This is a genomic window from Micromonospora qiuiae (genome assembly GCF_016863555.1).
GTDB lineage: Bacteria > Actinomycetota > Actinomycetes > Mycobacteriales > Micromonosporaceae > Micromonospora > Micromonospora qiuiae.
In genome coordinates this window covers 17,534-29,658 of record NZ_BOPC01000088.1, presented here as the reverse complement: position 1 = coordinate 29,658, position 12,125 = coordinate 17,534, and the positions used below count along the sequence as shown (strand labels likewise).

12 protein-coding genes and 1 riboswitch are annotated in these 12,125 nt (G+C 71.0%); of the genes, 2 read left to right on the top strand and 10 right to left on the bottom strand.

What is annotated here, in order from left to right:
* Window positions 1–35 precede the first annotated feature (35 nt).
* A complete protein-coding gene (locus tag Vqi01_RS25395) occupies window positions 36–815 on the bottom strand; it encodes an endonuclease/exonuclease/phosphatase family protein (protein ID WP_204037367.1) in 780 nt (259 codons plus the stop codon).
* Window positions 816–1,029: 214 nt separating this feature from the next.
* Here Vqi01_RS25395 and Vqi01_RS25390 point away from each other — a divergent pair, with 214 nt between their 5' ends.
* Window positions 1,030–1,794, top strand: coding sequence for a sulfite exporter TauE/SafE family protein (locus tag Vqi01_RS25390; protein ID WP_275408847.1), 765 nt, complete (start codon window positions 1,030–1,032; stop codon window positions 1,792–1,794).
* A 241-nt stretch (window positions 1,795–2,035) separates the two neighbouring features.
* On the opposite strand, the gene def is transcribed toward Vqi01_RS25390, so the two are convergent.
* Entirely contained in the window at window positions 2,036–2,542 is a 507-nt protein-coding gene (gene def, locus Vqi01_RS25385; protein WP_204037365.1) for a peptide deformylase, read from the bottom strand.
* A 10-nt stretch (window positions 2,543–2,552) separates the two neighbouring features.
* Window positions 2,553–3,761, bottom strand: coding sequence for a chorismate-binding protein (locus tag Vqi01_RS25380; RefSeq protein ID WP_372444428.1), 1,209 nt, complete (start codon window positions 3,759–3,761; stop codon window positions 2,553–2,555).
* A gap of 123 nt (window positions 3,762–3,884) precedes the next feature.
* Here Vqi01_RS25380 and Vqi01_RS25375 point away from each other — a divergent pair, with 123 nt between their 5' ends.
* A complete protein-coding gene (locus Vqi01_RS25375; RefSeq protein ID WP_111220134.1) occupies window positions 3,885–4,085 on the top strand; it encodes a DUF5999 family protein in 201 nt (66 codons plus the stop codon).
* An 87-nt stretch (window positions 4,086–4,172) separates the two neighbouring features.
* Here Vqi01_RS25375 and gcvP read toward each other — a convergent pair whose 3' ends face one another.
* From gcvP to ftsR, 7 genes are all read right to left on the bottom strand, one after another.
* Window positions 4,173–6,995: an aminomethyl-transferring glycine dehydrogenase gene (gene gcvP / locus Vqi01_RS25370; protein WP_204037363.1), complete on the bottom strand. Its 2,823-nt coding sequence runs from the start codon at window positions 6,993–6,995 to the stop codon at window positions 4,173–4,175.
* Window positions 6,996–7,074: 79 nt separating this feature from the next.
* Window positions 7,075–7,173, bottom strand: a riboswitch (glycine riboswitch).
* A gap of 113 nt (window positions 7,174–7,286) precedes the next feature.
* A complete protein-coding gene (locus Vqi01_RS25365) occupies window positions 7,287–7,955 on the bottom strand; it encodes a DivIVA domain-containing protein (RefSeq protein WP_204037362.1) in 669 nt (222 codons plus the stop codon).
* Between the two features lie 34 nt (window positions 7,956–7,989).
* Entirely contained in the window at window positions 7,990–9,168 is a 1,179-nt protein-coding gene (locus Vqi01_RS25360) for a globin domain-containing protein (RefSeq protein WP_204037361.1), read from the bottom strand.
* A gap of 2 nt (window positions 9,169–9,170) precedes the next feature.
* Window positions 9,171–9,569: a group I truncated hemoglobin gene (locus tag Vqi01_RS25355; RefSeq protein WP_204037360.1), complete on the bottom strand. Its 399-nt coding sequence runs from the start codon at window positions 9,567–9,569 to the stop codon at window positions 9,171–9,173.
* A gap of 423 nt (window positions 9,570–9,992) precedes the next feature.
* Window positions 9,993–10,571: a MerR family transcriptional regulator gene (locus Vqi01_RS25350; protein ID WP_204037359.1), complete on the bottom strand. Its 579-nt coding sequence runs from the start codon at window positions 10,569–10,571 to the stop codon at window positions 9,993–9,995.
* 200 nt (window positions 10,572–10,771) lie between these two features.
* Window positions 10,772–11,236, bottom strand: a complete 465-nt coding sequence (locus Vqi01_RS25345) for a bifunctional nuclease family protein (protein WP_204037358.1) — start codon at window positions 11,234–11,236, stop codon at window positions 10,772–10,774.
* A 176-nt stretch (window positions 11,237–11,412) separates the two neighbouring features.
* Complete coding sequence (gene ftsR / locus Vqi01_RS25340; protein ID WP_204037369.1) at window positions 11,413–12,108, bottom strand: transcriptional regulator FtsR; 696 nt, start codon at window positions 12,106–12,108, stop codon at window positions 11,413–11,415.
* Window positions 12,109–12,125: the final 17 nt, after the last annotated feature.

Below are 12,125 nucleotides of genomic sequence, written 5' to 3'. Positions count from 1 at the left end.
AGCTTGATTCAGTGCGTATCTGGGCACACCTCTACTCAGCCGAGGTCGACCAGCAGGGGCCGGTGGTCGGAGATGGTCGACAGGGGGGTCCGTACAGCGGTGACCGGTGGTAGCTGGTCGAAGCCCTGCCGGTCGGCGAGGGCGTGGTCGAGTTGCACGCGGGGTTGTCCGGCCGGGTAGGTGGGTCGGCGGCCGAGCAGCCGCCAGCCGGAGATCGCGCGGGCGGCCCAGGCGGGCAGGTTGAGGTCGCCGAGCAGGATGCGGGGTGCGGGCAGCTGCCGGAGGGCGCGGACGACCTGGCGCAGTTGGTGGGCGTTCCAGCCGGGGACGAAGGACAGGTGGGTGGCGGCGACGGTGATCGGGCCGTGTGGGGTGTCCAGGACGGCGGCGAGGACGACGCGGGGTTCGTCGCGTAGCAGCACGAGTCCGCCGCGGGGGCCGGGTACGTAGACCGGGGAGCGTACCGGGGCGGGTCGCAGTCGGGTGACGCGCCAGGCGGTGACGGGGTGGCGGGTGATCAGGCCGATGCCGTAGCAGGGTTCGCCGTGGCCGTCGTCGTCGTGGGTCAGGGGGCGGAAGGTCTCGCCGGGGGTGCCGACGACGGCGGCGGCGAAGCGGTGTTCGGTGGCGTGCAGGGCTTGGGCGGCGACGGCGGTGAGGTCGAGGTTGCCGCTGCGGGACTGGTCGCGGTCGACTTCCTGTAGGGCGAGCACGTCGGCGTCGAGTGCGGCCACGGCGGCGGTGAGTCGGGCGGGGTCGACCTGGCCGTCGGTCAGGGACCGGCCGTGCAGCAGGTTGAACGTGGCCAGGCGCACGGTGTCACCTTAACGACGCTCGTGGGACAGTTACCCGATGCTGCGGGCGTTGTTCTGTTCCATGTTGCTTTTCGTGGCGGTGGGCGCGGTGGGGGTGTGGGTGCGGCGCCGTGGCGGCGGGTGACCCCTGGTGGGTGGCCGGTGAGGCTGGCCACAGCGGGCCGCGTCGGGCGGGGCGGGGTGGGAAGAATTGCCGCCCGTGGAACTTGATCCGGTGACCTTCGCGACCCTGCTCACCGCTGCTGCCCTGGCCGGTTGGGTGGACGCTGTGGTGGGTGGTGGTGGGTTGCTGTTGTTGCCGGCGTTGTTGGTGGCGGTGCCGGGGATGCCGCCGGCCACCGCGTTGGGGACGAACAAGTTGGCGGCGATCGCGGGTACCTCGACTGCGGCGGTGACGTACGCCCGCCGTACGAAGTTGGACTGGGCGGTGGTGGGGCCGGCGGCGGTGTTGGCGGTGGTCTGCGCGGGGTTGGGTGCGGCGTTGGCGGGTGCGGTGCCGCCGGAGGCGTACCGGCCGGTGGTGCTGGTGGTGCTGGTGTCGGTGGCGTTGTTCGTGGTGTTGCGGCCACGGTTGGGCACGGTGGCGGTGCCGCAGCGGCGGACCCGGGTGCGGGTGGTGGTGGCGGTGTTGGTGGCGGGGGTGGGCATCGCCACCTACGACGGGTTGATCGGGCCCGGGACGGGCACCTTTCTGGTGGTGGCGTTCACGGCGTTGCTGGGTGCGGATTTCCTGCACGGTTCGGCGATGGCGAAGGTGATCAACGCGGGCACGAACGCGGGTGCGTTGGTGGTGTTCGCGGTGACGGGGCACGTGTGGTGGTTGTTGGGGGCGGCGATGGCGGTGTGCAACATCGTCGGGGCGATGGTGGGGGCGCGGATGGCGTTGCGGCGCGGGTCGGGGTTTGTGCGGGTGGTGCTGCTGGTGGTGGTGTTCGCTCTGGTGGGCAAGCTCGGCTACGACCAGTGGCTGGCCGGGTGAGGCTGCCGGTTGCCGACGTGTGATCATCGGCGGGTGTCGGTGCGCACGACCGTGGGGTTCTGGCGGGGTTGCTGGGTCGGGATCCGCTGTTGCCGGCGGGTTGCATGCGCACCTGTCCCCCGGCTCGGAGGCGGCGCTGGGTGGATCGTTGCGGGTGGTGTCGGCCGGGCCGCATCACAGGATGGCGTTGACCGATCCGGGGCGCTGGCGGCGGTGGAACCGGCCGGGGTGTGTCGGCGGGTCAGGTGTGGCGGGGTGAGTCGAAGCGGCCGGCGCGGATTTCGCGTAGGGCGCGGCGGCGGGTGTCTCCGCGCAGGGTGTCGACGTACAGGCGGCCGAGCAGGTGGTCGGTTTCGTGTTGCAGGGCGCGGGCGAGGAATCCGCTGCCGGTGATGGTCAGTGGTTCGCCGTTCTGGTCGAAGCCGTGGGCGGTGGCGTGCAGGGCGCGGGGGGTGGGGAAGTACAGGCCGGGGATGGACAGGCAGCCTTCGTCGTCGGTGTGGAGTTCGGTGGACAGTTCCAGTGTGGGGTTGATCAGGTGGCCGCGGTGGCCGTCGGCGTCGTAGACGAAGACTTGGGCGCTGACGCCGATCTGGGGTGCGGCGACGCCGGCGCGGCCGGGTGCGCCGAGCAGGGTGTCCATCAGGTCGGTGACCAGGGCGCGTAGTTCGGTGTCGAAGCTGGTGATGGGCTCGCAGGGGGTGCGCAGTACCGGGTCGCCGATGGTTCGGATGTCGCGCATCGTCATGGCGGCAAGGTTATCGGTCGTGGGTGTGGGGTGCGGTCGGGGCGAGGGCGGCGCGGACGGGGGCGGTTTTGGCGGCGGCTTCGGCGACTTCGGCGTGGGGGTCGCTGTCCCAGGTGATGCCGCCGCCGGCCCATACGTGCAGGGTGGTGGTGTCCACGGCGGCGGTGCGGATGGTGAGGCCGAGGTCGAGGTGGTCGGGGCCGATCCAGCCGAGGGCGCCCATGCTGGCGCCGCGGCCGACGGGTTCGCAGGTGGCGATGTGGTTCAGGGCGGCGAGTTTCGGTGCGCCGGTGACGGATCCGCCGGGGCAGACGGCGCGGAGCAGGTCGGCCAGGCCGAGGCCGTCGGCGATGTGGGCGCGGATGGTGGATTCGGCCTGCCACAGGTCGCACCAGCGGCGTACGGCGAACAGGTCGTCGACGCGGACGCTGCCGGTGCGGGCGACGCGGGCCAGGTCGTTGCGTTCCAGGTCGACGATCATGATGTGTTCGGCGCGTTCCTTGGCGGAGGTGAGCAGGTCGGCGCGGCCGGCGGCGGTGGCCGGGCGGGTGCCTTTGATGGGGCGGGTGGTGAGGGTGCCGTGGCGTAGTTCGATGAGGGTTTCGGGGCTGGCGCAGCCGATGGCCCAGCCGGTGCCGGCGAGTACGCCGCCGTAGCGGGCGCCGGGTAGGCGGGCGAGGCGGGCGAGGGCTGGCAGGGGGTCGCCGGTGTAGGTGGCGGCGGCGTGGCCGACGAGGTTGACCTGGTAGACGTCGCCGCGGCCGATGGCGTCGCGGACGGTGGTGACGGCGTCGGCGTGTTGGCGGGGGCTCCAGCTTTCTGTCCACCGGCTGTGCCACCAGGGTGGTGGTGGGTGGTGCGGCGGGGGTGGGGGGTCGGTGTGGCGGTAGACGACGACGGCGACTTCGGGTAGGTCGGCGGGGTTGGCCGGGCCGGGGGCGGCGTTGGTGAGCAGGGCGCCGGCGGCGGCGGAGAGGTAGAGGGCGGCGCCGCAGATGCCGTCGGGGTGGTGGGTGGCGGGGCGGGCCAGGTCGTGCAGGGGTAGGCCGTGGGCGGCGAGGAACGCTTCGGTGAGTGCGGCGGGGTCGCCGCCGTCGGCGGGGCGCCATTGCCAGCGGGCGTGTTCGGTGAGGCGGCCGCGGCAGGCGGGGGGTGTCGCGGGGGGATCGACCCCCACGCGTGGGAGCGCTTCCACGCCGTTTGGGCGGTTCCTGGTCATCCGTTCAGCGGATTTCCGACATACCACACGGATACCTGCTCGATGCGGCGCGCGTACGCTTGGTACTGTGCGTCACTGGTCATGTGAACCATGACACAGTGCCCCCACAGTCCGGAGAACCCGATGTGCCAGCATCAACCCACCTGCCCCTCCGCCGAAGCCACCGATCGGGAAGCAGCCAGGGTCATCGCCTGCTTCCCTGAGCAGGGCTGGAGCCTGCTCTGCAACGGGGTCATCGTTTTCGAGGACACCGGCGAACTGTTGCCCGACGGCAGCAGCATCGCACCGCACCGTGGCCCCGCCCGACACGCCCTCGCCGCCTGACACGATCACGAATGTTCCCGCGCCGCCCAGGCTAGTCCCCGCCCTGGCGGGGCTGACGCCCAGGTCGACGCGGTGCCCGACGTCCCGTCAACTCTCGTACGCCTGCGGCGCCGGACACGAGCACACCAGGTTCCGGTCACCGTACCCGCCGTCGACCCGGCGCACCGGCGGCCAGTACTTCCCCGCCCGCCGCACGCCCGGCGGGTAGCCACCCACCGACCGCGGGTACGGGTGCGGCCACTGGTCACCGGCGAGCATCGCCGCCGTGTGCGGCGCGTTCGCGAGGGGATTGTCCCCGGCCGGCCACTGGCCCGAACCCACCTTGTCGATCTCCGCCCGGATGGCGATCATCGCGTCGCAGAACCGGTCCAACTCGGCCAGGTCCTCACTCTCGGTCGGCTCCACCATCAACGTCCCCGCCACCGGAAACGACATCGTCGGCGCGTGGAAGCCGTAGTCGATCAGCCGCTTGGCCACGTCGTCCACACTCACCCCGGTCGCCTTCGTCAACGGCCGCAGGTCCAGCACGCACTCGTGGGCCACCAGGCCCTTGTTGCCCGCGTACAGCACCGGGAAGTGCGGCCGCAGCCGCGCCGCCACATAGTTGGCCGCCAGCACCGCCACCCCGGTGGCCCGGGTCAGCCCATCGGCGCCCATCATCCGCAGGTACGCCCACGGAATCGGCAGGATCCCCGCCGACCCGTACCGGGCCGCCGAGATCGCCGGCCGGCCGGCGACCGGCGCGCCCGCCGGATCCCCGGGCAGGAACGGCGCCAGGTGCGCCCGCACCGCCACCGGACCCACCCCCGGCCCGCCGCCGCCGTGCGGAATGCAGAACGTCTTGTGCAGGTTCAGATGCGACACGTCCGCCCCGAACCGGCCCGGTTTGGCGAACCCGACCAGCGCGTTGAGGTTCGCCCCGTCGACGTACACCTGGCCGCCGGCGTCGTGCACCTTCGCGCACAGCGACGCGATGCCCGTCTCGTACACCCCGTGCGTCGACGGATACGTCACCATGATCGCGGCGAGGGCGTCCCGATGCTGGTCGATTTTCGTGTCGAGGCCGACCAGGTCGACGTTGCCGTCGTCGTCGCAGCCCACCACGACCACCCGCATTCCGGCCATCACCGCACTGGCGGCGTTGGTGCCGTGCGCCGACGACGGGATCAGACACACGTCCCGGTGCCCCTCACCCCGCTCGCGGTGGTACGCGCGGATCGCCAGCAACCCGGCCAGTTCCCCCTGCGAGCCGGCGTTGGGCTGCACACTGACCGCGTCGTAGCCGGTCACCTCCGCCAACCACCCCTCCAACTGGGCGATCAGCTCCCGGTAGCCGGCGGTCTGCTCCGCCGGGGCCAACGGGTGGATGTGGGCGAACTGCGCCCAGCTGATCGGCTCCATCTCGGTGGTGGCGTTCAGCTTCATCGTGCACGACCCGAGCGGAATCATGCCCCGGTCCAGGGCGTAGTCGGCGTCGGCCAGCCGCCGCAGATACCGCAGCATCGCCGTCTCCGAACGGTGGGCGCTGAACACCGGGTGGGTGAGGAAATCCGACGTACGCGCCAACGCGGCCGGCAGCCCGGCCGCCGCTTCGCCGTCGAAGCACGGCACGTCGAACGCCGCCCACACCGCCGCCAGGTGCGCGGCCGTGGTGGTCTCGTCGCAGGCGATCCCCACCCGGTCGGCGTCGACCAGCCGCAGGTTGACGCCGCGCCGCGCGGCCGCCGCGACCACGTCGGCCGCCCGAGTCGGCACCGTCGCGGTGACGGTGTCGAAGAACGCCACGTCCGCGACAGTCACACCGCCGGCGCGCAACCCCGCCGCGAGCCGCGCCGCCATGCCGTGGGTACGCGCCGCGATCGCCCGCAGCCCCTGCGGGCCGTGATACACCGCGTACATGCCGGCCATCACCGCCAGCAACACCTGCGCGGTGCAGATGTTGCTGGTCGCCTTCTCCCGCCGGATGTGCTGCTCACGGGTCTGCAACGCCAACCGGTACGCCGGGTCGCCGGCCGCGTCGCGGGACACGCCGACCAGCCGGCCGGGCAGCATCCGCTCCAACCCCGAACGCACCGCCAGGTAGCCGGCGTGCGGCCCACCGAAGCCCATCGGCACCCCGAACCGCTGGGTGGTGCCGGCGGCGATATCGGCACCGACCTCGCCGGGCGGACGCAGCAACGTCAACGCCAACAGGTCCGCCGCGACGGTGACCAGGGCACCGGCGGTGTGCGCGGCCTGCACCAGCCGGCTGTGGTCGCGGACCGCCCCCGACGCCCCCGGGTACTGCAGGTGCAGGCCGAAGAACTGCGCCGGCAACTCGTCGCGGTCCACGTCGAGCATCCGCACCTCGATGCCGAGCGGCTCGGCCCGCCCGCGGATCACCGCGATGGTCTGCGGCAGGGTGTCCGCGTCGACGACGTACACCCGGCTCGTGCTCTTCGACGCCCGCCGCGCCAGAGTCATCGCCTCCGCCGCCGCGGTGCCCTCGTCGAGCATCGACGCGTTCGCCGTGGGCAGACCGGTCAGATCCGACACCATGGTCTGGAAGTTCAGCAACGCCTCCAGCCGGCCCTGGCTGATCTCCGGCTGGTACGGCGTGTACGCGGTGTACCAGGCCGGATTCTCCAGCACGTTACGGCGGATCACCGCCGGGGTGTGCGTGCCGTGATACCCCAGGCCGATCATCGACACGGCGACGGTGTTGCGCGCGGCCAGGGCCCGCAACTCGGCCAGGGTCTCCCGCTCACCGGCCGGTTCCGGCAGGTTTAACCGGCCGTGCCAGCGGATCACCTCGGGAATCGCCGCGTCCATCAACTCGTCGATCGAGGCGTACCCGACGGTGTCGAGCATGCGGCGTTCCTCGTCCGGCCCGGGGCCGATGTGCCGGTCGGCGAACTGCTCTGCGGTCATGGGCGACGCTCCTGCGGGGGTGGGGTCGACAGGTCGGCCCTCCCCCTCTGTCGCACCCGCGGGGGCGCTCCACAGTGCCTGCCCCGACGCGGTCCTTCTGCCTGAGAGGTTCCGGGGAGGATTTGCCCCTTCGGCGCCGTCCCGGCTACCGCCAGGCGGTCTCTCCCACGTGGGTGCTACCGGCGCGATCAACGCTACCAGCGTCCCCGCCCGACCCGAACCCGACGTCAGGAAGGGCCCCCTGCCGCGCACCAGGCGTTGACAGGGGGCCCTTCCTCACCACATCGGGTGTCAGCGCTGCTGGTGGCGCGGCACGGGGCCGACGGCCACCGCCGGCCCCGTGATGCGTTCCATCGCGCGGGCCAACTGCGTGCTGCCGTCGTCGAGATGCCGCGCCGCCGCCTGCATGTGCGAGATCATCATCTCGCCGTAGATCCGCAGCGCCTCACGTGTGGCCACCCCGTCGTCGAACGTCGCACCGGCCGACGCGCGGTACTCCTGCACCGCCCGCTCCGCCTCCTGCCGGGCCTCCTCCACCGCCGCCCGGACATAACTCTCGTACTGGGTGCGGGCGTACTCGGCGACCCGCCGCGCGTAGTCGTGCGCCTGCGCGATGATCTGCTCGGCCTCCCGCTGCGCCGCCGAGAGCAGATTCACCTCCTTCGCCGCGGGCACCTTCGGCGCCTGTCCCGAACTGGGAATCACCCCGTGCCGGTGCAGCTCCACATGGTCGCCCAGCCGCTCGTTCTCCGCCCGCAGATTCGCCACCTGCGTCGCCAACAGGTCCAGTTCGTCGGCCACCTGCATCCGGAACCGATCCACGTCGGCCTGGTCGTAGCCGCGCCGCGCGAACGACGTCGACCCGAACTCCCACCGCCGGACCCGGTCGGCGGTGATGCGCACCTGCACACCGCCGGCCACCTGCGCACCGTCGTATCTGCTGATCGGGGTCGCGTTCACCGCACCGACCCTCCCTTCGAGCTACGCCGTCCACTCACCGGGCACCTCCGAGATCATCGAGGGCGGAGGGGCGGTCCACCGCCGTCCGCCAGGCCGGGCCGTACCAGTGCTGACCCAGACCCTCGTGGTGCAGCTGCCCCGGGTGGTAGCCGCACCGGGTCAGGGTCGCCACCGCATGCGACACCATGTCGTCGGAGCCACAGATGAACACGTGCCGGGACCGCCAGTCACCGTCGGCCAGCGCCCGGTCCACCGGGCGCACGAACTCCCCCGGCCGGGTCGTGTCCAACCCCACGACCCGGGTCACCGTCAACCAGGGGTACGACGCGGCGAGCTTGTCCAGCGCGTCGCTGTCGTAGAACTCGCTGCGGGAGCGCGCCCCCACGTACAGGTCGACCCGCCGCTGCGCCCCCTCGGCGGCCACCTGCTCCGCCAGCGCCTTCAACGGCGCCAAGCCGGTGCCCGAGGCCAGCAGCAGCAGGTCCGCCGACCCGGCCGGTGACAACGTCAACCGGTCGCCCACCGGCGCCGCCAGATGAAGCTGGTCGCCCACCGCGCACCCGTACACCAGACGCGACGACACCGCGCCGCCGGGCGCCGCCCGCACATGCAGCTCCAGCGTGCCGTCCTGCCGCGGCGCGTTCGCCGGCGAGTAGTACCGCCACGCCCGCGTCGCCGGATGCGACACCCCGATCGACTGGCCGGCGGTGAACGGCAGCAGGTACTGCGGACGCAACGTCAACACCGCCACGTCGAAGGCCCGCTGCTCGTGGCCGATGATCTCGGCCACCCACCACGGCGGGTGCACCGCCTCAGCCTCCTGCGCCGCCTCGGTCATCACCTTCGCCACCAGCCCGTACGCCGCCGTCCAGTCCTGCGCCAGATCGTCGGTCCACTGGTCGCCGAGGAAATGCCGCAGCGTCGCCAGCAACGCCTCCCCGACCGCCGGGTAGTGCTCCGCCCGCACCGCGAACTTACGGTGGTCGGCGCCGAGGTCCCGCAGGAAACCGACCAGGCGGTCCATCTGATCCACGTTGGACACGATGTGACCGAGAGCGGTGACGAGCCGGTCCCGCTGACCCGCCATGTTGGTCGGGAACATCTGCCGGACCTCGGGATAGGCCAGAAACAGTGTGGAGTAGAAGTAGAGCGCCACCTGATCACCGTGCGCGGCGACCAGGGACCAACTCTGCTTGAGCCGGGGAACGTCCACTCTCAGGCGCCCGCCCGGTCTCCGCCGGCCACCACCTGGCCCTGCACCTGCGCCAGCACCGCCTGCACGTCGGTGATGATGTCGCCCGGCACCCCCAGCTGCGTCAACGTCGCCGTCAGATGCTGACCCACCTGGACGTAGTGCGCCACCGGGATGTTCAGCGGCTGATGCGCCGCGGCCAGGTCACGGCCGGTGTACCCGTTCGGGCCACCGAGCACCACCGTCAGCATCTGCGCCAGGTGCCGGCGCTGCCCCACCATCTCCACCTCGGCGAAGTAGCCGGCCAACTCCGGGTCGGCCAGCACCCGCTCGTAGAACAACTCGACAGCGGCCTTCACCGCACTGGCGCCACCGATGCGCTCGTAGTGTGAGGCGGGGGCGGTCTCTTCGACAACCGTCACGGTCGTTTCCTTCCCACAGCAGGTACGCGCGACACCGCGCGGAGGGGCGTCGATCAACCGGCGCCGTCGGAGCACATACCGACGACATCCGGCAGACCGTGACGGACGATAGCGTGTCGGATCGGATCAGGCAGCGCCGGCCTATCGGAATCATGACAATGATTAACCACGAAGAGTGACAAATGGACACCCCAAGCGTGACGCCACACTCACCCGCCGTGATATCGGCGGCGGCCCGCGAGAGCCACCCCCGCCGCGCGCCCCGTGCCCCGACACGCCGGTTGACCTGCGCCAGCAGCCCCACGCCCGAACAACCGACCGAACCCGACCCGGCACCACAAGAAACAGCAACACTCGGTGACCGAGAAAAACCTCAAAAGGCGACGGCCCGACACCCGCACGTCACTCCCGGCCGCAACCGCCTCAGCCGGCCCGCCGGCGAGCCCGCCGCGCCGCCAACTCGTCGCCCACCGGCAACTCCCGCGACTCCGGCTCCGACACCACCGGCTCCGCCGGCAGATGCGACAACGAACCCTGAATCTCCTTGAACGCGCCGCCGATCGCGATGCCGAACACCCCCTGGCCACCCTGCAACAGGTCGACCACCTCCTCCGGCGAACGGCACTCGTACACCGTCGTCCCATCGGAGATCAACGTGATGCCCGCCAGATCCTCCACCCCACGCGACCGCAACGCCTCGATCGCCTTACGGATGTTCTGCAACGACACCCCGGCGTCCAACAACCGCTTCACGACCTTCAACACCACCAGGTCCCGAAACGAGTACAACCGCTGCGTGCCCGAACCCGACGCGTCCCGCACACTCGGCACCACCAACGCCGTACGCGCCCAGTAGTCCAGCTGCCGGTAGCTGATCCCTACCGCATGGCACGCCGTCACACCCCGGTATCCCACCGCACCGTCACCGTCAGTTGCCGACCCGGGCAAACCACCCGACTCGTCCAGCCCGGTGACCCGATCGGATTCTCGCGGCTCGTGCATCCGGACAACCTCCCCGTCAGTGCGGTGACACGTCGTTTCCGCCGACGCGCACCCCTCGACACGGTCACCCTATAGCGGCCGACCAGGGTTACCACGGAGAAACCATCGCGACACGCCGCGCACCGACAACGATGATCATCACCATCACGGAGAGTCACAGCCAGCGGAAAACAGGGCCCCACAACCGGCGCACCGCCGACTCAACCGGCGAAATCCTCCGGCCGCACCTGCTCCAGGAACTCCCGGAACTTCTCCACCTCGTCCTCCTGCTCATCGGGAATCACGATCCCCGCCTCGGTGAGGACCTGCTCAGCACAACGAATCGGCGCACCGACCCGCAACGCCAACGCAATCGAATCACTGGGCCGAGCCGACACCCGCACCCCGTCACCGATCAACAAATCAGCGAAGAAGACATTCTCTTTCAGCTCGGTGATCTCCACCGCCCGCAACGGCGCCTTCAACGCCGCCAACACATCCCGCAGAAGATCGTGAGTCAACGGCCGGGCCGGCTTGACACCCTGCTGCTCATAAGCGATCGCCGTCGCCTCGACCGCGCCGATCCAAATCGGCAGATAGCGGTCACCCTCGACCTCCCTGAGCAGGACGATCGGCTGGTTACTGGGCAACTCCACCCGAACCCCGACCACGCTCAGCTCGCGCACCGCCGCCTCCGTGTCGTTGTCACCTGCGCCGCACCGCGCCCTTCCCTGCACGGTACACGGACCGCGACACGGCCGTACCATGCGCTTCCCGCACCCGACGCCCGCGCCAAGACCGGGGATACCCCATCAAGCCTACGGCACGCGCCACCACACCGACCGGAGCCCAATCCGACGCCTCACCGCCCCAGCGTCGACCGCAACCCCACCCGCACCAACGCCGCGTGCAACTGCTGCGACAGAGACACCAACTCCCGCGCCACCTCCGCCGCCCGCGCCCGCGCCGCCGGATCACTCTGCCGCGCCAACGGCGCCACCAACTGCGCGAACAAACCGACCTCCCGGTCCGCCGCCGTCCGATAGCCACGCAAATGCCGCGGCTGGAACCCGTACGCCGCCAGACCCGCCACCGCCCGCGCGATGATCAACGCATCACCGTCGTACCAGCCCGGCGGATCCGACACCACCAGCCCGAGCCGCTCCAACTCCCCCAACGTCGAGGAATCCAGCCCACTGCGCGCCAGCAACTGCGTCCGATCCAGGCGCACCTGAGCAGACTCCACCGGCGCAGCACGCCCCGGGACCTCACCATCAGGCCCCACCGCCACCAACGCCGGCCGAGACCGCTCCGGTGCCTCACCCGAGGCATCCCACTGCGCCAACTGCTCGCGAATCACCCGCAACGGCAGATACTGATCCCGCTGCGCCGTCAGCACGAACCGCAGCCGCGCCACATCGTCCCAGCCGTACTTCCGGTAACCCGCCGCCGTCCGCTGCGGCTCCACCAGACCCTCAGCCTCAAGGAACCGCAACTTCGAAATCGTCACGTCGGGAAAATCCGCCCGCAGATGCGCCAGCACCTCGCCGATACTCATCAACGACTGGGCACGAC

Bases quoted from the DNA above. Each gene is read 5' to 3' on its own strand.
- def (WP_204037365.1), bottom strand. From the start codon at position 2,542: ATGACGATGCGCGACATCCGAACCATCGGCGACCCGGTACTGCGCACC.
- Vqi01_RS25380 (WP_372444428.1), bottom strand. From the start codon at position 3,761: ATGACCAGGAACCGCCCAAACGGCGTGGAAGCGCTCCCACGCGTGGGG.
- Vqi01_RS25375 (WP_111220134.1), top strand. From the start codon at position 3,885: ATGTGCCAGCATCAACCCACCTGCCCCTCCGCCGAAGCCACCGATCGG.
- gcvP (WP_204037363.1), bottom strand. From the start codon at position 6,995: ATGACCGCAGAGCAGTTCGCCGACCGGCACATCGGCCCCGGGCCGGAC.
- Vqi01_RS25350 (WP_204037359.1), bottom strand. From the start codon at position 10,571: ATGCACGAGCCGCGAGAATCCGATCGGGTCACCGGGCTGGACGAGTCG.
- ftsR (WP_204037369.1), bottom strand. From the start codon at position 12,108: ATGAGTATCGGCGAGGTGCTGGCGCATCTGCGGGCGGATTTTCCCGAC.